Origin of the sequence: Yinghuangia sp. YIM S09857 (assembly GCF_051388915.1) — a bacterium.
Classification (GTDB): Bacteria; Actinomycetota; Actinomycetes; order Streptomycetales; family Streptomycetaceae; genus Yinghuangia.
Genome location: NZ_JBPKBH010000029.1, coordinates 49415 through 71416, shown reverse-complemented (window position 1 = coordinate 71416; position 22002 = coordinate 49415). Strand labels below are relative to the sequence as shown.

Here is a 22002-nt window from a genome sequence, read left to right as displayed (position 1 = left end):
TCTTACGAACACTGTTATAGATACGAACACCGTTCGCGTCAAGTACAGTGTTCGTGTCCAAGTCCCGGAGGTGAGTGGTGCCCGACGTTCCCGAGGTCCCGACGCCCGCGTGGCGCACGGCCCGCAAACCCGCCCGCGCGCCGCGCAGGCCGCCGGTCACCGCGGAGGCGATCGTCGACGCGGCGCTCGACATCGTGGACACCGAGGGCCTCGAAGCGCTCTCCATGCGCGGGGTCGCGCAGCGCCTCGGCACCGGCGCCGCGACGCTCTACGCCCACGTGCAGAACAAGGAGGAACTCGTCGAACTGGTCCTGGACCGGGTGAACGGCGAAGTCCGCCTGCCGGAACCGGACCCCGACCGCTGGCGGGAGCAACTGCGGGAGTCCGCACGGCAGATCAGGGACGTGTACGCCGCACACAACGACCTCGCCAAGGCCGGCTTCGGCAAGGTCCCGACCCTGCCGAACAGCCTGACCGCCATCGAGGGCATGCTGACGCTGCTCAAGGCCGGGGACCTGCCCGACAAGGTCGCGTCATGGGCCGCGGACCTCCTCGCGCTCTACACCACCTCCGCGGCCTTCGAGCAGGGGCTGTTGCGCTTGGAGGAGAAGCGCAACCCCGGGGCCACGGCGGAGTACTTCCGGCAGCTCGGCGAGTTCTTCCACGCCCTTCCGCCGGAACGATTCCCCACCCTCACCGGCATGCTGGCGTCGATGGTCGAGGGCGACAACGACGAGCGCTTCGACTTCGGCGTGGACGTCATCACCCTCGGCCTGCGGGCGTACGCGGACCGTATGCGCGCCGAAGAGGGCACCGAGTAGGGCACCGAACCGAATAGGGCACCGAAAGGGACCGAAAGGGGCACCACCGCCGGGGAGTCCGCCGGGTCGCCGCCGAACGGTCCCGGCGGCGGCGCCACCTGACCGACCGTCAACCCTCTTCCGGGGGACGGCGGTCCGCTGTTCGCCGTCGGCTATCCGCGCGAACGCACCGGCGCGGGGGCACCCCCGGCGGCCACCGCCCCGGCGCGCTTCGGCTCCGCGCGTACCGGAGTCAGCGCGGCGGCGGCGAGGGGGATGGCCGCGCAGATGCCGTACGCCGCGGCGTACCCCGGCCCGCCGATCACCATCGCGAACACCGGGGGCCCGGCCGCGGCGGTCAGGTTCTGCGCGGTGTTCTGGATGCCGAGCGCGCGCCCCGCCCAGGCACTGCCGGCCAGTTCGGCGACGGACGTGAAGGCCACGCCGTTCCAGCACACCGTCGCCACCGAGGCGACCAGCAGGGCGGCGATCGCGGGCCAGGAACTCAGCCACGCGGCCAGCGCGAGTGCGGCGACCGCGGCGGCGTTCGCCAACGAGAGCCTGCGCATGGGTATCAGACGGGATCCCATGCGGTCCGACCACGCGCCGACCACGAGCCGCGAGACCGCGGCGACGGCCTGCACCGCGGCGAGCAGGCGCCCGGCCGAGGTCGCGGTCCAACCGTGGTCCTGGACGAGGTAGTCGGCGGAGTACGAGACCACCACGAACTGCGGTATGACCAGCAGCGCGCTCGCGGCGTGGATCCGGTAGAGCACGGGACTGCCGTACGGCGAACGGGACTTCCCGGCACCGTCGGGCGCGGCGGCACGTGGCGGGTCGACGACGAACAGCGCGATCGCGAGGCCGGCGAGGACGCAGAAGACGAGGGGGAACAGCAGGGCGGCGCGGAAGCCGTACGCGGTGCCGATCGGCGGCAGGACGAGCGCCGCGGCGACCATACCGAGGGGCTGCGCCATCTGCCGTACGCCCATGGCGACTCCGCGCTGCTCCGGGCCGAACCACCCGAGGACGACGCGTCCGCTCGCGGCGTTGACCGACGCGCTGGCCGCACCGGCCGCGGCGAGCCACGCGCCCATCCACACGACCCCGTCGCCCGCGACCGCCAACCCCATGGCCCCGCCGGCCAGCAGCAGCCCGGACGCCATCACGACCCGCTCCCCGAACCGGTCCGCAGCCGCGCCCCACAGCACCAGCGTGCACATCAGCCCGATGGTCGGACAGGTGACGAGAACCCCGGCGGCGGTCAGCGACAGTCCTTCCTCGGACCGCAACACGGGGACGAGGTAGGCGAGTCCGTAGAGAAACACACAGGACGCACACTGCGCGGTCATCCCGATGCCGAGCATCAGCCACCGCCGATTGGAACCCCCGCTTCCCGACGTCATAGCGCACCCCTCCCGGACCATTCCGACGGAACAGCATGCACACTACACGCGATCTCATGATTCGAGATATGAGTCTCAAATTGTGGATCAGCCATCCTGGCCGAACAGCCCGGAAGACACCTCGCCCACTGCCACCCGGGCCATCCCTACCCGCCACGTCGCATGCTCGAAATCGCCTGGCCATTGCGCGCGTCATCCCCGCGCGCAACGCGCCCTCCGCCTGCCCGGGGCACTCACACGCCGAGGGCGGGCCGAGCCGCGACGACGGGCGCGGCGGCGGGATCGAGGAGGCGGCAGACAAGGCCAGGACGGCGCGGCCACGAACCGGAACAGGCCGCATACCGGGAGACCGTACGAGCGGCACGGGGCTCGGGAGGCAGCGGGGCCGCAAGAGCCGACCTGTGCGCGGGCAGAGCCAAGGCGGCCACGGCAGGCAGGGCAGGCAGGGCAGGCAGGGCAGTCACGGCCACGAACCCAGGTGTGGGCCGAAACGCGGGACCGCAGGCCCGGCCCGCCCATCATCCGGACTGGGCGGCGACGAGGCATGAGCGGGGCCGAGCCGTGCGCGGGCCGACGCAAGGCACGTGGTCGCCGGGCGCATGGGGGGCAGGCCGGCCGGGACGGAGTGTGAGGTAGGGCGGGGCGGGAGGTAGGGCGGGCACGGAACTGGCGGGCACGGAACTGGCGAGCACGGAACTGGGCGGGCACGGAACTGGGCGGGGGCGCACCGGGCGGGCACGGAACTGGCGGGGGCGGAACTGGGCGGGGGCGGAACTGGGCGGGGGCGGAACTGGGTGGGGGCCGACTTGGCGAGGGCCGACTTGGCGAGGCGCGCCATCGGGACCACGGACCGCCCTCGGCCGGGCCGCTCCGGGTCCGCTGCCTCCGCGTAGGGGTGTCGCTTGCGTCGCCTTGTCCCCCGTGCGGGTTCGGTGTCGCTCGTGCCCTCGGGTGCCCGACGCCTTCTCATTCAGGTGGCGGTCCTGGCTTGCGGCGGCCGGGGTCATGGCCGTCGTGCTGTTGGCGTGGGGGTGCCTTGGGGTGTCCGCGAAGGTCTGTGGGGCGTTGGGTGGGGGGAGATTGGGCACGGATTGGGGGTTGGTCGGTGTGGGGCTGTCGGGAGGTCTTGTGAGAGCGCAACTTCGTGGCCGGGGGGTGGCATGAGCGAGCTTGGGGTGCCTTATGTTCCGGTGGCTGGGGCGCGTAATGCGCTCACCGATGTCGGTGGGCTGCGGGTGGGGCATGCGGCCTATACCGGCGAAGGTGCGCTGACCGGGGTCACCGTGGTGCTCGCCGAGCCCGGCGGGGCGGTTGCGGCGGTCGATGTGCGTGGCGGTGGTCCCGGGACACGCGAGACGGACGCTCTCGACCCGCGCAACCTCGTGCCGCGGGTGGAGGCGATCGCCCTCACCGGCGGTAGCGCGTACGGACTCGACGCCGCGTCCGGGGTCGTCGCGTGGCTGGAGGACCACCAAAGGGGCTTCCCCGTCGGAGACGCCCCACACGAGGTGGTGCCGGTGGTGCCCGCGGCCGCGCTGTTCGATCTCGGCCGCGGCGGGGACTTCCGGCGACGTCCGGACGCCGCACTCGGCCGACTGGCCGCCGGGCGCGCGGCGGACTCCCCCAACGGCGCCGCGGTGCCGACCGGTTGCGTGGGCGCCGGGACGGGGGCGGTGGTCGGCGGCCTCAAGGGGGGTGTGGGGACGGCGAGTTGCGTCCTGGAGGGCGGGGTGGTCGTCGGCGCGCTCGCGGTCGTGAACGCGGCGGGTTCGGCCGTCGACCCGGCCGGAGGCCTGCCGTACGGAGTGGGGCTGGGGCTGCCCGGCGAGTTCCCGCTGTCCGTGCCCGAGCACGCCGAACACGCCGCCGCACTCGCCCGGTTCGCCGTCGACGGCCCCGTCGAGCCGCCACCTCTGAACACGACCATCGCCGTGGTGGCGACCGATGCCGCACTCACCCGCGCACAGGCCCACAAGATGGCCGGTACCGCGCACGACGGGCTCGCCCGCGCGCTGCGTCCCGTGCACACGCTCTACGACGGCGACACGGTCTTCGCGATGGCCACCGGCGCGAAGCCGCTCCCGGCCGTGTCCGCCGACACCCCGTACGGCGTGGACGCCGAGACCGCCGCGCTGGCCGCCATCCAGGCCGCGGCGGCGGATGTCCTGACGCGTGCGGTGGTCGACGGACTCCTTGCGTCGGAATCCACGGAAACGGCCGCCGGAACGGTGCCGTCCTATCGCTCTCTGTATCCGAAGGCGACCGCCCGCCACCGTCCGCGCAACTGAATTCCCCGACCAGTGCCCACCATTCCGGAGGGAAGGGACGGAATATCTCCATTCCGGAATGCGCACCACCCGTACCAGCCTGTCAAGATCAACAAAATCGGCCGGTTACCGGGCAGTGCAAAGGCACTTGCCGAGCGCTTATCATCGGCCCGCAGCGATCGCATTTCCGGTTTCCGGCCGGGCGTCTCCGACGTCCGGTTCGTCGGCCCGTGATCTGCGTGCGCGGGGGACGTAGGCACGCCGATGATCAAGGAGGCTCGGTGAAATGGGGACGATCGACCATTTCTCCTCGGGACCCATCACGCCGGCCCTGGCATATCTCATGTCGTGCCTGGGCTCGGCCCTGGGTCTTCTGTGCACCTCCCGGGCCCGGGCGACGATCGGCTGGGCGCGCGGCCGGTGGCTGGTTCTCGCCGCACTGTCGATCGGCGGAACCGGAATCTGGGTCATGCATTTCATCGCGATGCTCGGATTCTCGGTCGACGGAACTCCCATTCGCTACGAGGTGCGTCGCACGATCATCAGTCTGATCGTCGCGGTCGTCGTCGTCGGCGTCGGGCTGACGATCGTCGGGTACGCGGGCAACCGCGTCGCGGCCCTGCTGCTCGGCGGCACGCTGACCGGTGGCGGCGTGGCGAGCATGCACTACCTGGGGATGTCCGCGATGTGGCTGCGCGGCTCCGTCGAGTACGACGCGCTGATCGTCGCACTGTCGGTGGGAATCGCGGTGGTCGCGGCGACCGCCGCATTGTGGATGGCATTCAACATCAGAGGCGCGGCGGCGACCGCGGGCGCGGCACTGATCATGGGTCTCGCGGTAAGCGGAATGCACTACACCGGAATGTCCTCGATGAGTGTGGACATGACCGCGGGGAGTTCCGCCGTGCACGGTGCCGAGCCGGTGCAGTTCCTGGCCCCGCTGATCACCGGAATCAGCCTCTTCACGTTTGTGACGCTCTTCATCGTGGCGCTCTCCCCCACCGAGGAGGAAATGCAGGAGGAGGCCGAACTCGGGGCCCGTCTGCACCGTCTGACCGAGGATCAGGTAATCCGCCGACGCACCACGATCAGGGGCTCCCGGCCGAGCCGCCACGCGGCCCGTCCGGCACCCGCACCGCCGGGGCCGGACGACACCGTCGACGATTCCGTTTGGGGCCGCCCTGGATTCACCGCGCCGAACGTACGGCGGCCGGACGGCAACGGAGGCGGAAACGGAATTCCGAATTCCAGCCCGCGCGGCGGCCGCCCGACGCCCCGCCGCTCCCGCGGCACCCGCCCGCCGGGCGAAGGCCCGGAGACCCACGAGGACTTCTTCCGCAACCCGCGCCGCTGAAGTACACGGCCCGGCCCGAGCACGCCCCCGACGGCAGCCCCCGTACGGCAAAAGCGGCGCCGCAAGCCGCCTCCTGACGATCCGTAACGCCCCGGACACGTCCGGGAGACTCACCCGCAACCCCCGCGTCGCAAGCTGTCTGCGGAACGGTCCGGGCGCGGCGGACGCCGCAACCCTCCTCGGACCGTCGCCGGACCGCGGGCCCGCCCCGGTCCGGGTCAGGAGCGGCCCGCCCGGTTCCGGCGCAGGCCCCGCAGCGGAGCCCACGGGGAGGCAGGCGCATGCCCGAACCGACGTCCGTCGTCGAGACCGTCCGTGCGCTGCGCGACGGGCGGGCCACATCCCTCGGACTCGTCGCGGCGGCGATCGAGCGTGCCGACCGGTTCGGCGAACGGCTCGGAACGTTCGCGCAACGGCGGGACGACGAAGCGCTGTCGGAGGCGGAGCGCGCCGACGCCGAGCGCGACGCCGGGAACCTCCGCGGTCCGCTGCACGGCGTCCCGGTGGGCGTGCGCGAACTCCTGGACGCCTCAACCGCCGTCGCCCGCCTCCGCGCCGCCGGGGCGATCGTGCTCGGCGCCACCGCCGCGACGGAGTTCACCGTCGGTCTGCCCGACCCCGGCCGCCCCGCCGCCGTGCCGCGCAATCCGTGGAACCCGGCCACCTGGGCGGGCGGCGGGAGTTCGGGCACCGCGAACGGTGTGGCCGCCGGGTTCTTCCCCGCCGGGGTCGGCGCGGACGGCGCGGCCGGCATCCGGATGCCCGCGGCGTTCTGCGGGGTGACCGGACTGCGCCCGACGTACGGGCGCGTGCCGAGTCCGGCGGGCCCGGGCGACGGGCGGCCGCTGGACCACATCGGCCCGGTGGCCCGCACCGCCGAGGACTGCGCCCTGCTTCTGGCGGTGATGGCCGGGTACGACGACGCCGACCACCACTGCGCGGACCGGGCCGTCCCCGACTACCCCGCGCTCCTCACCGGCGACCTCGACGGCGTGCGCATCGGCGTCGACCCGCTGCTGCGCGTCGGCCTCGACCTCGCGGACCCCGCGCTCGCGCTGCGGTTCGGCTCGGCCCTCGACGTGCTCGTCGCCGCCGGAGCGGTGATCGTGGACGTCGAACTCCCCTTCGTACACGAGCTCTACGCCGCCGACATGCTCACCCTCGCGGCCGAGGCGCTCGCCCACCACGCCGCCGAAGCCACCGCCCGTCGGGAGGAGTCGGGCCCGGTCGGGCGCACCGCGTTCGCGACCGGGGCGTTCTACACGGCGGCGGACTTCGTGCGCGCGCAAGCGGTGCGCCGCACCGGGCAGCGGGCGGTCAACTCCCTGCTCCAGCAGGTGGATCTGGTCGTGACACCGACCGCGACCGTCGGGGCGCCACGCGTGGACAGCCTCGACAGCCCGGGGTTCATGGCGGTGTTCCGGTCGGCGGTGCACACGCCGTACTGGAGTGCGGTCGGCAACCCGACGCTCTCGGTGCCGATCGGATTCGGGGACGTCGGGCTGCCGCTCGCGATGCAGATCTCCGGCCGGGCGTTCGACGAGGCGACGGTGCTGCGGGCGGGTGAGGCGTACCAGCGCAGGGCCGGCTGGCATCGCGAACTCCCTGAACTGCGCGGCAAGTTGGCGCGTAGCCCGGCCGTCGTCTGAGCGGTCCGGCACACCGTGCGCCGTTTGCGCGCCCGCGTGCGCTCTCGCCGGTCGGGGCGAACTATACGCCCGGCGGCGGACCATGCGGACGATTCCAGGCACTTTGCGGAAACACCGCATCACACGCGGTCACGCTGGTGGCCGAGAGGAGGTCCGCGGTCCCCGCGCAACGTGCGGGCACGCCGCGGCGCGAACCACCATGGAGCACTTCACGTACGGCCCGCTCACCCCCGGCCTCGCGTTCCTGATGTCCTGCACGGGCGCCTGCCTCGGCCTCCTGTGCAGCGCCCGGGCGCAGGCCACCGCGGGGGCGGTGCGTGCCCGCTGGCTCGCCCTGGCGGCCCTGTCGCTCGGCGGCACGGGCATATGGGTCATGCACTTCATCGCGATGCTCGGCTTCAGCATTCCGGGGCGCCAGGTCCGGTACGACATCCCGCTCACCCTCGCGAGCATGCTGCTGTCCGTCCTGGTGGTCGGCATCGGCCTGGCCCTCGCGATCGGGGGCGGCAGCCGCACGTCGACGCTGCTGGCGGGCGGGACGATCACCGGCACCGGCGTGGGCGGCATGCACTACCTGGGTATGGCGGCGATGAAGACCTCACAGCCGATCACGTACGAGCCGAGCATCGTGGCGCTGTCCCTGGTGGTCGCGATCATTGCGGCAACGGCCGCACTGTGGGCGGCACTTCACGTTCGCGGCCTGAAGGCGACGGTCGCGGCGGTGCCGGTGATGGGTCTGGCGGTGACCGGCATGCACTACATCGGCATGTACGCGATGCGGGTCGACACGACCGCGCCGGGCGCCCCGGTGGCGGACCACGTGCACGGCACCGAGCCGACGCAGTTCTTCGCCCCGATGATCACCGGCATCAGCCTCGTGACGCTGGTCATCCTGGTCATCGTGGCGGTCTGGCCGGACGTCGATCAGATGGCCGACGACCGGGACTTCGACCTCCGGGTGAGCCGTCTCACCGGATCGCAGCCCACCGGGTAGGCAGGCGGACGCGCGTGCGGCGGCCGTACGCCCCGCGGCCGCCGCATGTGCGAGGGTGTGCCCGCCGTCACCACCAGCCCGGCAGGCACACCCTCTTCCCGGTTCCCCGGTCAGTCGTCGGCGAGCAGCGCACCCAGGCGCTCGGTCGCCTCGACCCACTCCTGCACCATCGACAGGACGACCTCCTGGGTCGGCCGGACGCGGTCGATCGCGCCCACGATCTGGCCGACCGGCCAGCCGTTGAGCTCCTTGTTCTTGGTACGCGTGAAGCGCCTTGCGGCCTTGTTGTAGATCAGACCCTGCAACGGCATCGGCAGCGGGTCGGGGTTGTTCTCGTCCTCCCACGCCTCGGTCCACGCGGTGCGCAGCTGGCGGGCCGGCTTGCCGGTCATCGAGCGCGAACGCACCGTGTCGGCGGACGAGGCCTCCAGCAGGTTCTGCACCGAAGTCTCGTGCGTGTCGGCCTCGGTGACGGTCAGCCAGATGCTGCCGGTCCACACGCCCTGGGCGCCGAGCGCGAGCGCGGCGGCCATCTGGCGGCCGCCGCCGATGCCGCCGGCGGCGAGCACCGGGACGTCGGGGCCGACCACGTCGACGACCTGCGGGATGAGCACCATCGTGGAGATCTCGCCGCAGTGGCCGCCGGCCTCGGTGCCCTGCGCCACGACGACGTCGACGCCGGCCTCGACCTGCTTCTGCGCGTGGCGCGGGCTGCCGCACAGCGCACCGACCAGCACGCCCGCGTCGTGGCAGGCGTCGATGATGTCGGCGGGGGGCGGGCCCAGCGCGTTGACGAACATCTTGACGAGCGGGTGCTTGAGCGCGGTCTCGATCTGGGCGCGCGACTCCAGATCGACGTTCAGCCCGGCCGCCTTGGCCGCCTTGCCCTCCAACTCCGGGGGCAGCGGCGGGATGTCGTGGGCCGCGAGGAGTTCGTCGACGAACTTCCAGTGGGCTTCCGGGATCAGCTTCTCAAGGTTCTCCGGTACGGCCGCGTCGCCGCCGCCCTTGCCCAGGTACTTCATAGGGATGGCGAGGTCCACGCCGTACGGGCGCCCGTCGACGTGCTCGTCGATCCAGGCGAGCTCGATTTCGAGCTGGTCCGGGCTGAACGCGAGGGCGCCGAGGACACCGAAGCCGCCCGCGCGGCTGACCGCGGCGACGACGTCCCGGCAGTGGGAGAACGCGAAGATCGGGAACTCGATCCCGAGCTTTTCGCAGATCGGTGGCTTCATGCGAGGAGCGTAGACAGGATGCTTGACCAATACAAGGTCAGGCATCCTTACAGTTCGCCGCGTCGCGCCCCGGGCACACGAACGGGCGGACGGGCAGGCGGACAGACGGGCCGGACCGCATCCCACGCGCGGTCCGGCCCGTCTGCGCCGTGCGGATCAGCTCGACGGGAGCTCCGAGCCGACCGCCCACATCGCGAAGTACTGCGCGGCGGCACCGTACGCCTGCGCGATCGCCACACGCGCGCCGTCCACCTGGTGCTCGCCCGCGGCTCCGCGGACCTGGAGCGCCGCTTCGAGGAAGCGGAGCATGCCGGACGCGCCGATCGGGTTCGACGACAGCACGCCGCCCGACGGGTTGACCGGGAAGGAGCCGTCGAACGCGGTCTCACCGCGGTCGACCATCTTCCAGCCCTCGTTGACCGGCGCGATGTCGTGGCCCTCCAGCCACATCGGCTCGTACCACGAGAACGGCACGTACAGTTCGGCGACGTCGATGTCGTTGCGCGGGTCGGTGATCCCGGCCTGCTTGTAGACGTCCCACGCGCAGTCGATGCCCGCCTGCGGGCGGATCGGGTCGCGGCCGTTGAAGGACGACGGCTCGGAGCGCATCGAGGTGCCCAGCACCCACGCGGGCGCCCGGCCCTCGGCCGCGGCGGCGAGGCCCCCGGCCTTGTCGGTCAGCACGATCGCGCCGGCGCCGTCCGAGGACGGGCAGGACTCCAGGAAGTGCAGCGGGTCCCACATCATGGGCGACTCGCGGACCTTCTCGATGGAGATGTCCTTCAGGTGCAGGTGCGCGTACGGGTTGCGCAGCGCGTTCTGCCGGTCCTTGACCGCGACCTGCCACCCGATGTGCTCGGGCGCCCCGGACTTGCGGATGTACGCGCGGATCCACGGCGCGAACGCGCCGCCCGCGCCGATCGAACCGGACTTGCCGCCGCCGAGGCCGAACTGCGCGTTGCCCTCGGACTGCTTCTCCCACGCGACCGCGAGCACGCGCTTGTGCACGCGCGAACTCACCAGGTGCGAGGCCACGATGGCGGTCGAGCCGCCCACCGATCCGGCGGTGTGCACGCGGAACACCGGCTTCCCGGCCCCGCCGAGCGCGTCGGACAGGTACAACTCGGGCTTCATGACGCCCTCGAAGATGTCCGGCGCCTTGCCGATGACGACCGCGTCGATGTCCGACCACGTCATCTGGGCGTCGTCGAGGGCGCGTTGTGCGGCCTCGCGGACCAGCCCGGCGATCGACAGGTCGTCGCGGCGCTTCTTGTGCTTCGTCTGGCCGACGCCGACGACTGCGACAGGCTCATGCCCCATCAGTTGTCACCTTCCAGAATGCACACCAGGTTCTGCTGGAGCAGCGGACCCGAAGTGGCGTGGGCCAGCGTCCGGTTGCGGCCGTTGGAGATGATCTGCTCGGCTGCCTCGACGACGCGGACGAGGCCGGTCGACATCAGCGGGTTGCCGGTGAGCGCGCCGCCCGAAGGGTTGACGACGACGTCGCCGCCGAGTCCGAGGGCCTGCCGCAGCACGACCTCCTGCGAGGTGAACGGGGCCATCAGCTCCGCCACTTCGACACCCGCCACGCCGCCCGCGCGCTCCGCGGCCAGGCGCGTCGACGGCGAATCGGTCAGGTCGCGCAGCGCCGGGTTGTGCACCTCGCTGCGGTGGTCCAGGCCGGCGATCCAGGCCGGGCGCGCGACCAGTTGGCGGGCGCGCTTCGCGGTCGCCATCACCACGCACGACGCGCCGTCCGAGATCGGCGGCAGGTCGCTCTTGCGCAGCGGCGTGCGCAGGTACGGCTCGGCGAGCAGCTTGTCGACGTCCGTCTCCGCCGAACGCACCTGCTGCTTCGGGTTGTTCGCGGCGTCCCGGCGTGACCGCACGGCGATCTCGGCGAGTTCGCGCTCGGTGGTCTTGCCCGAGTCGATCAGTTGCCGGGCCTGGAGCGCGGCGAGCGACACCGGGTCGGGGCCGAGCGGAGCCAGGTAATAGGGGTCGAGTTCGAGCGGGTAGATCTCCGCCGGGTCGCCGGTCGACGACTTGCCGGAGCCGAGCGCCACGGCGATCTCGACGTCGCCGTGCTGCATGCGGACCCACGCCTCGTACATCGCCCAGGCGCCGTCCATCTCGACGTGCGACTCGTGGATCGGCGGCCAGGCGCCCATCGCGTCGAGGTTCGGCACGAACGAGAAGGTGCCGCCCGAGATGTAGTCGCACGAGCCCTGGCAGCTGAAGCCGACGTCCGAGCGCTTGAGCCCGACCTTGCCCAGGGCCTCGTCGACCACCGCGATGAGCATCTCCGTCTCGGTGACCTCGTTGCGGCGGACGGAGGGGAGGTACGCGGTCGAGACGACCGCGATGTCTGTGTCGTTACGCACGATGCCTGTCTCCTGAGTGGCCACGGTCAGAACACCCGGTTCAAGAACTGCTCGGCGGGCAGGTCGGGTTCGCCGGTCGGCAACCAGCCCTCGATGAAGCCGGCCACGGTTCCCCAGCCCTTGCTGGTGATCTCGGCGGCGTCGCGCTCGGCGTCCGGGAACCACTGCGCCTTGACGCGCATGCCGACCCGGATCTCGCCGACCGGGATGCCGATGATCTGCTGCTGCGCGATGACCATCTCGTCGCCGTCCAGGACCACCGAGGCGCGCGCGAACGGCTCGGTCTCCTTCTGGCCGGGGTATGGAGTCGGCGTGACGATGGTGTAGTTCGACACCGTCCCGGCGTCCGGCAGCGTCTCGTCGTGCTCGGGGCCGAGGAGCAGCGCGTCCACCGAGCAGTAACCACGGCCCAGGAAGACGCGGTTGCACTTGGGGCAGCGCTGGCCGGTGATGACGCCCGCGCGCATGCTGGCCGCGTACCGCTCCGCCGTCGGCGAGAGCACGTCGGTGTAGGTGATCGTGGAGAAGAAGTCCATCGTCTGGACGTCCTGCGCCTCGCCCGCGGCCGGACCCTCGGGGGTCTCGCCGGGGATGAACGCCACGATGTCGTCGATCCGGCCCACCGGTTCGTCGCGCCAGCGGGGCGCCACGCGCATGCCGGTCGACACCGCGTCCTCGCTGCCCGCGTCCAGCGCGTGCAGCAGGTTGGTGTCGGCGCCGTCGAGCTTGATCAGCGCGTACGCGAAGGGCCGGTCGAGCGGGTGGTGCTGCCCCGGCTCGGCGACCCAGGTCCAGGACACCACGGTCCCGGCCGGGCCGACCTCGACGTAGTCCGGCTCCAGTTGGTTGCCGGTCTCCGGGTCGTACTCCATCGGCGGCACGATGACCCGCTCGCCGCTGCGGATCCCGACGATGCGCTGCGCGGTCAGCTCCGAGAAGAACCGGCTGATCACCGGCCCGAGCGTGCGCTTGTACGGGAACTGGATGGTGCTGCTTGTCTGTGTCGACACGCGGTCGTCCTCTCGGCGCTGGGCTGATCGGCGATGCTGCTGGTCTTCGGGTCCGCCGGGCCACGGGAGCCCGGCGTTTCGGGGCTCAGGAAGCCTGCGCCGCGACGCGGGACGCCCAGGCGTAGTCGGCCTTGCCGACGTTGGTCCGGCCGATCTCCTCGGTCAGGACGACCGCCCGGGGGACTTTGTATCCGGCCAGCAACGAGCGGCAGTGCTCGGCCAGTTCGTCATAGGACGGGGTGGCGCCCGGGCGCGGCGCGACGACCCCGACCACCCGTGCGCCCCAGCGCTCGTCGGGCACGCCGACCACGATGCAGTCGAACACGTCCGGGTGCGCCTTCAACGCGGACTCGACCTCCTCCGGGTAGATCTTCTCGCCGCCGGAGTTGATGCAGACCGAGCCGCGGCCCAGCATGACGATCGCGCCGTCGGCCTCGATCATGCCGAAGTCGCCCGGCACGACGTACCGCACGCCGTCCACCACCGGGAAGGTCGCGGCGGTCTTGACCTCGTCCTTCCAGTAGCCGAGCGGGATGTGGCCGGAGCGGGCGATCTTGCCGACGACGCCGGAGCCGGGCTCGACCGGGCGCATGGACTCCAGGTCCAGCACGGTGACCTGAGGGCCCATCAGGAAGCGCGGGGCGTTGCCGGCCGCGTCGTCCTTGTCGACGGACTCCTTCTTGACGCCGCTGCCGCCGGCGCCGAGTTCGGAGCTGCCGTAGCTGTCGTTGATCATCAGGTGCGGTACGACCGCCTTCAGCTCGTCCTTGACCGCCTCGGAGAGCACCGCTCCGCCGGAGCCGACCACGTACAGCTTCGACAGGTCGAACTCCCCCGCCTTCGCCGCGTCCGCGAGGGGGCGGCCCATGGCGTCGCCGACGATCTGGATCGAGGAGACCTGCTCGCGCTCGGCGATGCCGAGGAGCTCGGCGGCGTCGTACTTGCGATCCGTGTAGAGCACGATGCGGTTGCCGGCCAGCAGGCCGCCGATGGCGAACCACTGCGCGGCGCCGTGCATGAGCGGGGCGGCGGGCATGAAGGTGAGGCGGAAGTCGCGCTCGGCGTTGCGGGTGATCTCCTCGGGGGCGGTGATGGGTGTCCCCGGCCAGCCGCCTCCGCCCATCGCGCCGAAGAAGATGTCCTCGTGGCGCCACATGGTGCCCTTGGGCATGCCGGTGGTGCCGCCGGTGTAGACGACGTACCGGTCGTCGGCGCTGCGCTCCCCGAAGCCGCGCTCCGGGGAGGCGGCGGCCAGCGCGGCCTCGTAGTCGACCGCGCCGGGGACGTCCTCGGTGCCGCCCTGGTCGTCGGCGATCGACACGAAGGTCTTCAGCGCCGGGAAGTCCCCGGCCACCGCGGCGATGCGGTCCGCGTACCCGCACTCGTACACCATCGCCACCAGGTCCGCGTCGCCCAGCAGGTAGCGGAGCTCGGCCTCGACGTAGCGGTAGTTGATGTTGACCGGGACGGCCCGGATCTTCCACGCGGCGAGCAGCGTCTCGACGAACTCGGCCCGGTTGAAGCTGTAGACGCCGATGTGGTCGCCCGGGCCCACCCCCGCCGCAGCGAGGTGGTGGGCAAGTCTGTTCGCCCGCTCGTCGAGTCGGCGGTACGTGCGTCGCTGATCGCCTGCGACAAGCACCTCGGTGTCGCCGCCCGCGTCCGCGAGCAGCTCCCAGAGGTCGGCGAGATTGAAGTCGGCCACGGCCGCACGATAGGTAAGGTTCCTTGACGACGTCAATGGTTATGGAAAACACGTAGTCGTGGCGTCCCCACCCGGTCGGGGCTGGTCGAAGGTCAGTCGAAGGTCAGTCGAACTTCAGCGGCACGACCTCGAAGGACGCGGCGTAGCGGGTGCCGAGGCGGGTGCCGGCGCCGCGGGCGAAGCCTTCGAGCCATTCGGACGCGTCGGCCATGTTCCCGGCCGAGCCGCCGAGGCCGGCGAGGTAGGCCGCGTGTGCCTCCAGCGAGGCCACACCGCGCTGGAAGGTGTCGGTGGTGTCGACGGCGTGCGCCGCGTCCGGGGAGCCGGCGGCCCAGATCTGCCGGACGCCGTTCCACGGCTCAAGCCCCTCGGCCTCGGCCAGCTCGCGGAAGATCCAGCGGTTGCCCGCGTCGCGGACGCCGTCCAGCACGGCCCGGCCGGTGGCGATGTGGTCGGCCTGGTTGGGCACCGTACCGCCGTACGTCTCCCGCCAGTTGCCGGTGATGACGATGTCCGGGCGGTGCCGGCGGACGACCCGGGCGACGTCGCGGCGCAGCGGCAGCCCGTACTCCAGCACGCCGTCCGGATAGCCGAGGAATTCCACCACGTCGACGCCGACGATTTGCGCGGACGCGATCTGCTCGGCCTCGCGCAGCGGCTTGGCCTTGTCGGGGTGCATGCCGTCGATACCGGCCTCGCCGCTGGTGACCATGACGTACACGACGGTCTTGCCCTGGTCGGTCCAGCGCGCGACGGCCGCGGCGGCGCCGTATTCCATGTCGTCCGGGTGCGCGACGATCGCCACCGCGGTCGACCAGTCCTCGACGAGCGGCGCAAAGGGCGGCGGGGGTGCGAAGTCGGTCATCGTGAACTCCTCGGCTGTGCGTGATCGGATGTGACCGGGTGTGCGCGGCCTGATCGGCCTGACGGGTCTGCTCGGTGTGAGCGGTGCCGACAGTGGGAAACGAAGCTCCGCGGGATGGTTTTCCCTACCGAGACTTTATGGGAGCCTCCGTTCGTGTGTCGGCGGTTTTGTCCACTCGGCGAGTTGCGGTTGTTCGGATACTTGGTCCGTTACGTCCCCCGGTGGCCACGACCGCGGCCCTCGGTGCGCGGTGCGTAACGGAAGACCGCATTCCTCCGGACACCAAAATGTGACGGGAAATTCCCGCACCACCGCTTTTCCGGCCGCGCGCGTCGCGTGTAATGTCTCCCGACCCACATCCCTGTCGTGCGCCCAACGCTGTCATTGCGCGGGTACGAGGAGTAGTCCCATTACCAACCACCGCCGCCCACGCGTGCGTAGATCAATACGCCACCTTCTCACCGCTTTGGCGATCGTCCTCGCCGTCACCGCGTCCGTACTCGGCTATTCGATGGCCCAGAGGAGCGAGGCCGCGCAAACACTGCCGGCCGGGTTCTCGATACGGGAAATGCCCTCGGGCCAGCAGTCGCTGCCGACGGATATCGCGTACACCCCGGACGGCGGATATATATCTGCCGCAAAGTCCGGACACCTCGCATATGTCGCCCCGACGGGTGAGGCCACCCCGCTCGGCGACCTCCCGGTGCGCGACGACCAGGACCTCGGGCTGACCGGCATAGCCGTGGACCCCGACTTCGCGAACACCGGCTTCCTGTATGTCGCCCGCACGACCGACACCGGCGTGATGCGGCTCGGCCGGTTCACCGTGCAGTTCTCGTCGGGTGCCGCGGCGCGGCCGGTCGGCCTCGGCACCGAGAAGGTGCTGCTGGAGACGCCAGCGCGCACCGCGGTGCACGGCATAAGCGGGGTCGAGGCGGCCCCCGACGGCACGCTGTGGGTCAGCATCGGCGACTCCGCCGACTTCATCCGCGTCGACCCGCTGGCGCTCGACGCGCAGAACCTGGACAGCCCGTACGGCAAGCTCCTGCACATCACCAAGGACGGCGCCGGCGTCGCCGCCAACCCGTACTACGCGGCCGCCACGCCGAACTCGTGGCGCAGCAAGGTCTACGCCAAGGGCTTCCGCAGCCCGTTCCGCTTCACCCTCGACCCGGTGACCGGCGCGCCGATCGTCGGCGACGTGGGCTGGAACTGGTGGGAAGAGATCAACATGGTCAAGGCCGGGGACAACCTCGGCTGGCCGTGCTGGGAGGGCAACGACACCACGGGCGGCTACCGCGACCTGCCCGGCTGCTTCGGGGTGACGGCGACGAAGCCGCTGCACGCGTACAGCCACAACTACAAGAACGCGAGCGTCACCGGCGGCATCGTCTACACCGGGACCTCGTACCCCGAGCAGTACCGCGGCTCGTACTTCTTCTCGGACTACGCGCTCCAGACCGTCAGCAACATGAAGCTGCGCGACGCGCAGGGCAAGCTGCTGCCGGCGCCGGTGCCGACCGTGTTCAGCCGCGAGACCACCCCGATGCAGGACGGCGGCGGCAACTGCATCGTGAAGTTCGCGGCCGCGCCCAACGGCGACATCGTGATGGTCGACATCTGCGCGAACGTCGTCAAGCGCCTGGTGTACGAGGGCGGCAACCGCGCGCCGGTCGCCAAGGCCACGACCACGGTGAACCCGGCCGAGTTGCGCGTGGAGTTCGACGCGTCCGCGTCCACCGACCTGGACGGCGACGTGCTCACGTACGCCTGGGACTTCGGCGACGGCGCGAAGGGTACCGGGGTCGCCCCGAGCCACACGTACGAGGAGGCCGGGGACTACACGGCGAAGCTGACCGTCACCGACCCGGGTGGCAAGGCCGGTACGTACAGCCTCAAGGTCGTCCCGGCGAACCACGCGCCCGTCATCGAGTGGGTCGAAGTCCCAGCTGACAACCACAAGTTCAAGGTGAACGAGCCGCTGGTCATCAAGGCCCGCGCCACCGACGCCGACGAACTCGGGCCCGACGGAACGCCGTCGGAGCTGTCGGTGCGCTGGGAATCGGTCATGTTCCACTGCTACGGGGGTGGTTGCCACTCGCACCCGAGCAAGGCGTACACCGGCCCCGAGTACAACGTGCCGTTCGAGGACCACGGCGACGACACGCACATGCAGATCACCGCGTTCGTGACGGACGCGAAGGGCGTCACGACGCAGCGCTCCTACAAGGCGTGGCCGAAGCTGATGAACCTCACCGTCCGGTCCACGACTCCGGCCGCGGTGACCATCAACTCGCGGGACACGCAGACCGTTCCGGTCACGGTCGGCTCGAAGCTGTCGCTGGTGGCGGCGGAGACCGCGATCGACGGCGTGGCGACGTTCAAGTCGTGGGGCGACGGCGGCGCGCGCGTGCACGACATGACGATGCCCGACCGCGACGTGGAGCTGACCGTCACGTACGAGACGCCGATCGACAAGCGCCTCGCGACGGACAGGCCGGCCGCCGCCAAGCTCGGCGCGCCGCTCGGCACCGAAACCGGCGACGGCGCGCTGCGCACCCGGGAGTTCCAGAACGGGCGCATGTACTGGACCCCGCGGTCCGGCGCGCACATCGTCGAAGGCGGCATCCTGACGAACTACCTGGCCAACGGCGGCCCGGCGTTCCTCGGCGCACCGACCACCGACGAACTCAGCACGCTGGACGGCGTCGGCCGCTACAACAACTTCGAGTACGGCGGCGCCATTTACTGGACGCCGCGGACCGGCGCCCACGCGGTGTACGGCGCCATCTACTCGAAGTGGCTGCTGCTCGGCCTGGAGCGCGGCCCGATGGGCTACCCGATGACCGGCGAACTGCCCACCCAGAAGGCCGGCGGTCGCTACAACGCCTTCCAGAACGGGTCCATCACGTGGTCCGGCTGGACCGGCGCGCAGGCCGTCTACGGCGGGATCATGGACAAGTACGCCCAACTCAACTGGGACCTGGGCGTCCTCGGCTTCCCGCGCACCGACGAACTGCCCACCGCCCGACCGGGCGGCCGCTTCAACGACTTCGAGGGCGGCACCATCGTCTGGTCGCCGTGGACCGGGGCCCAGTTGGTGATGGGCGCCATCCACACGAAGTGGGGCGAGTACGGCTGGGACAACGGCCGCCTCGGCTTCCCGACCACCAGCGAGACCCCCACCCCGAGGCTGTTCGGCCGCTTCAACGGCTTCCAGTACGGGATGGTCTACTGGTCGCCGAGCAGCGGGGCACACGCGATCTACGGCGCGATCCAGACGCGGTACGCGCAACTCGGGTGGGAGAACTCGTACCTCGGGTTCCCGACGAGCGAGGAGTTCGGCGTCCCGAACGGGCGGCGGCAGAACTTCCAGAAGGGCTACATGGTCTGGGACGCGCGGACCGGGAAGGTCGTGGACCGGAAGTACTGACGGCCGGAGGGACTTACGGCCGGGAGTACTGACGGCCGGGAGTACTGAGGCCGGGGATACTGACGGCCGGGAGTAGCGACAGTCGGGAGTAGCGACGGCCGTATGTGGTTGCGGCGAACCGCGAGCGGGCGGTACGGCGGGGCGTGATCCTCGTCGTACCCCCCGCTCGCGTCTGATGGCAGCATCGGGCGCATGACGTCGATCGATCTGACGAATGACACGCTGTTCGACCCCACGGTGCCCGCACCCCCGGTGGTCGACGTCGCGACCCACGGCTTCGAGGGGCGCCTGGACGCGCTGGCCGACGACTGGTCCGCGGATGCCCGCTACTGGGAGTACACCAAGGCCGCGAACCCGATCGGCGCCGGTTTCACCACCGAGGTCCCGGCCGCGGTCTTCCCGCCCGCGCTGCACGCCGACGGACCGACCCGGGCGATCCCCCTCGACCTGGCCGAGCCGCTGCGTGTCGAGGGCGGCCCGGCGACCAGCCCCGCGCTGCTCGCGAACTTCGTCCGAGTCAACCGCGGCGACCGGCTGGCGCTCACCGCCAACGCGACCTCGCAGCTCTACTACGTGATGTACGGGCGCGGCACGTCGGTGGTCGGCGGCCGCGTCGCCCGGTGGGAGAAGGGCGACTTCATCGTGCTGCCCGCGGTGGGCGAGGTCGTGCACCACGCCGACGCGGACACCGTCATGTACTGGGTGCACGACGAGCCGCTGCTGCGCTACCTCGGAGTGCGGCCCGACGGACCGAAGTTCCGTCCGACGAAGTTCTCGCGGGAGCGCGCGGTCGCCGAGTTGGACGCCATCGCCAACGCGCCGGGCGCCAACGCCAAGAACCGGGTGAGCGTCCTGCTCAACAACGCCGGGCAGGACCAGACGCTGACGGTGACCCATGTGCTGTGGGCGATGTTCGGGCTGCTGCCGGTCGGGCAGATCCAACGCCCGCACCGGCACCAGTCGGTGGCTCTGGACCTGATCCTGGACTGCCGGCCGGGCTGCTACTCGCTGCTCGGCGACCGACTGGACGCACGCGGCGAGATCGTCGACCCGGTGCGTGTGGACTGGGAGCCGGGCGGGGCGTTCGTGACGCCGCCGGGCAAGTGGCATGCGCACCACAACGAGTCGGGCGCCCCGGCGCACCTGATCCCGATCCAGGACGCGGGACTCCAGACGTACCTGCGCAGCCTGGACATCCGCTTCACGGACCGCAAGTAAGGGCTCAAGTAAGAGTCTGAGAAAGGTAGTTCTTCCGAGGAAGGAAGTTGGGCCGCGCGCCGCTCGGCGCGCGGCTGCCGTCGCGTGACAGTCGGCCGGTGTCGGACGCCGGAGGCACTGCAACGCCGCAGGCCCGCCGTGATCCCGGTACGAGGATCATGGCGGGCCTGCGGCGTACTCGGCGGATCGTGGAAACAGGGGTGTCCGCGTTCCGCCGTGGCCCCGCGTCCGGCCGTCCCCCGGCCGCGGGTGGATCTGGTGGCCCGAAGTGGGCCGTCCGGCAAGGCGGTTGCCGGGATGGCTCCCGAACGTCCGCCGGGGCGTCAGCCCGCGAGGGCCGCGTACGCCCCCTTGAAGAACAGCAACGGCGCGGCGTCACGCGGTACTTCGAGCGCGTTGACGCGGCCGATCACGATCTCGTGGTCGCCGCCGGGCAGGATGTGTTCGACGTCCGCCTCGACCCAGGCGATGCTTCCGGCGAGGCGCGGGGCGCCGTTCCCGGCCTTGTCCCACGCGACGTCCGCGAACTTGTCGCCGCCGCTGCGGCCCATCGCGCGGCAGACGTCCTGCTGGTCCTCGGCGAGCACGTTGACGACGAAGGATCCGGCCTCGCGGATGCGTGGCCAGGTGGTGGAGGTCAGCGCCGGCGCGAACGAGATGTACGCGGGCTCCAGCGACAGCGAGGTGAAGGACTGGCAGGCCATGCCCACCGGCGCCCCCTCGTGCACGGCCGTGATGACCGTGACGCCGGTCGCGAAGTGCCCCATGGCGTGGCGCATGCGCGCCGGGTCGATCGTGACGCTGGACATGGCGGCCCCAGAGCTGACGGAAGCAGAGCTTGTGGAAACGACTATGACTAATAGTCGTATAGCTTTTCGTTGCGTCTATGACACGCGATTTCTGACCCCCCGTCAAGAGGGCGTAGGCAAGGTCACGTGCGACACGCAGCCCGGGAACTTCCGGGACCCCTCCCCGCGTCCTGTGGATGTCGGTACCTTCGGTGCGGAAAACCGGACAATCGACCGGACCGTCACGATCCAGAACCTCGGAGGGATTCCCCCATGGCTGTGAGCCTCAGCAAGGGTGGCAACGTCTCGCTCACCAAGGAGGCCGCGGGCGGCACGCTGACCGCCGTCGTCGTAGGCCTGGGCTGGGACCTGCGCACGACCACCGGCGAGGACTTCGACCTCGACGCCAGCGCCATCGTCGTCAACACGTCGGGCCAGGTCGCGTCCGACCAGCACTTCGTGTTCTTCAACAACGCCTCGACCCCGGACGGCAGCGTCGTGCACACCGGCGACAACAAGACCGGCGAGGGCGAGGGCGACGACGAGCAGATCAAGGTCAACCTGGCCGCGCTGACCCCGGACATCGACAAGATCGTCTTCCCGGTGTCGGTGTACGACGCGGAGACCCGCCGCCAGTCGTTCGGGCAGGTCCGCAACGCCTTCATCCGCATCGTGAACGCCGCGGACAACACCGAGCTGGCCCGCTACGACCTCTCGGAGGACGCGTCCACCGAGACGGCGATGCTGTTCGGCGAGATCTACCGCAACGGCGAGGAGTGGAAGTTCCGCGCGCTGGGCCAGGGCTACGCCTCGGGCCTCGCGGGCATCGCGAAGGACTACGGCGTCAACGTCTGAGCACCTGTGGTGCTCGGAGGGCCCCGGCGGAAGCCGGGG

General features: G+C 71.1%; 16 protein-coding genes. 8 read left to right on the top strand and 8 right to left on the bottom strand.

Features of this window, described 5'->3' with window-relative positions; translation table 11 throughout:
- Positions 1–77 precede the first annotated feature (77 nt).
- The gene (locus ACRX5S_RS37965) at positions 78–821 is read left to right on the top strand and encodes a TetR/AcrR family transcriptional regulator (protein ID WP_436777821.1); all 744 of its coding nucleotides are present in this window, start codon (positions 78–80) and stop codon (positions 819–821) included.
- A 152-nt stretch (positions 822–973) separates the two neighbouring features.
- Here ACRX5S_RS37965 and ACRX5S_RS37960 read toward each other — a convergent pair whose 3' ends face one another.
- Positions 974–2206 carry an MFS transporter gene (locus ACRX5S_RS37960; protein ID WP_436777820.1) on the bottom strand — a complete coding sequence of 411 codons (1233 nt, stop codon included), beginning with the start codon at positions 2204–2206 and terminating at the stop codon, positions 974–976.
- A gap of 1160 nt (positions 2207–3366) precedes the next feature.
- On the opposite strand from ACRX5S_RS37960, the gene ACRX5S_RS37955 reads away from it, so the two are divergent.
- The 4 genes from ACRX5S_RS37955 to ACRX5S_RS37940 all read left to right on the top strand — a co-directional run bounded on the left by ACRX5S_RS37955 (position 3367) and on the right by ACRX5S_RS37940 (position 8470).
- A complete protein-coding gene (locus tag ACRX5S_RS37955) occupies positions 3367–4494 on the top strand; it encodes a P1 family peptidase (RefSeq protein ID WP_436777819.1) in 1128 nt (375 codons plus the stop codon).
- Between the two features lie 265 nt (positions 4495–4759).
- A complete protein-coding gene (locus ACRX5S_RS37950) occupies positions 4760–5827 on the top strand; it encodes an MHYT domain-containing protein (protein ID WP_436777818.1) in 1068 nt (355 codons plus the stop codon).
- A gap of 281 nt (positions 5828–6108) precedes the next feature.
- Complete coding sequence (locus tag ACRX5S_RS37945; RefSeq protein WP_436777817.1) at positions 6109–7476, top strand: amidase; 1368 nt, start codon at positions 6109–6111, stop codon at positions 7474–7476.
- Between the two features lie 199 nt (positions 7477–7675).
- Complete coding sequence (locus tag ACRX5S_RS37940) at positions 7676–8470, top strand: MHYT domain-containing protein (RefSeq protein ID WP_436777816.1); 795 nt, start codon at positions 7676–7678, stop codon at positions 8468–8470.
- 110 nt (positions 8471–8580) lie between these two features.
- Here the strand turns inward: ACRX5S_RS37940 and ACRX5S_RS37935 are convergent, their stop codons facing one another.
- The 6 genes from ACRX5S_RS37935 to ACRX5S_RS37910 all read right to left on the bottom strand — a co-directional run bounded on the left by ACRX5S_RS37935 (position 8581) and on the right by ACRX5S_RS37910 (position 15669).
- On the bottom strand, positions 8581–9705 hold the full coding sequence (locus ACRX5S_RS37935; RefSeq protein ID WP_436777815.1) for a nitronate monooxygenase: 1125 nt from the start codon (positions 9703–9705) through the stop codon (positions 8581–8583).
- 156 nt (positions 9706–9861) lie between these two features.
- Complete coding sequence (locus ACRX5S_RS37930; protein ID WP_436777814.1) at positions 9862–11025, bottom strand: thiolase domain-containing protein; 1164 nt, start codon at positions 11023–11025, stop codon at positions 9862–9864.
- Positions 11025–12089 carry a thiolase domain-containing protein gene (locus ACRX5S_RS37925; RefSeq protein WP_436777813.1) on the bottom strand — a complete coding sequence of 355 codons (1065 nt, stop codon included), beginning with the start codon at positions 12087–12089 and terminating at the stop codon, positions 11025–11027. Before ACRX5S_RS37925 ends, ACRX5S_RS37930 begins: the two co-directional genes overlap by 1 nt.
- Before the next feature lie 26 nt (positions 12090–12115).
- Positions 12116–13099, bottom strand: a complete 984-nt coding sequence (locus tag ACRX5S_RS37920; RefSeq protein WP_436777812.1) for a Zn-ribbon domain-containing OB-fold protein — start codon at positions 13097–13099, stop codon at positions 12116–12118.
- 85 nt (positions 13100–13184) lie between these two features.
- Positions 13185–14804 (bottom strand): acyl-CoA synthetase, encoded by a 1620-nt coding sequence (locus ACRX5S_RS37915; RefSeq protein WP_436777811.1) that lies wholly within the window; start codon positions 14802–14804, stop codon positions 13185–13187.
- Positions 14805–14907: 103 nt separating this feature from the next.
- The gene (locus ACRX5S_RS37910; RefSeq protein ID WP_436777810.1) at positions 14908–15669 is read right to left on the bottom strand and encodes a PIG-L deacetylase family protein; all 762 of its coding nucleotides are present in this window, start codon (positions 15667–15669) and stop codon (positions 14908–14910) included.
- Positions 15670–16135: 466 nt separating this feature from the next.
- On the opposite strand from ACRX5S_RS37910, the gene ACRX5S_RS37905 reads away from it, so the two are divergent.
- Entirely contained in the window at positions 16136–19102 is a 2967-nt protein-coding gene (locus ACRX5S_RS37905) for a PQQ-dependent sugar dehydrogenase (RefSeq protein WP_436777809.1), read from the top strand.
- 192 nt (positions 19103–19294) lie between these two features.
- The gene (locus tag ACRX5S_RS37900; RefSeq protein WP_436777808.1) at positions 19295–20320 is read left to right on the top strand and encodes a cupin; all 1026 of its coding nucleotides are present in this window, start codon (positions 19295–19297) and stop codon (positions 20318–20320) included.
- A gap of 323 nt (positions 20321–20643) precedes the next feature.
- Here the strand turns inward: ACRX5S_RS37900 and ACRX5S_RS37895 are convergent, their stop codons facing one another.
- Complete coding sequence (locus tag ACRX5S_RS37895) at positions 20644–21129, bottom strand: flavin reductase family protein (protein ID WP_436777807.1); 486 nt, start codon at positions 21127–21129, stop codon at positions 20644–20646.
- 252 nt (positions 21130–21381) lie between these two features.
- Between ACRX5S_RS37895 and ACRX5S_RS37890 the strand changes: the two genes are divergently transcribed.
- On the top strand, positions 21382–21963 hold the full coding sequence (locus ACRX5S_RS37890; RefSeq protein WP_436777806.1) for a TerD family protein: 582 nt from the start codon (positions 21382–21384) through the stop codon (positions 21961–21963).
- The last annotated feature ends 39 nt before the right edge of the window (positions 21964–22002 follow it).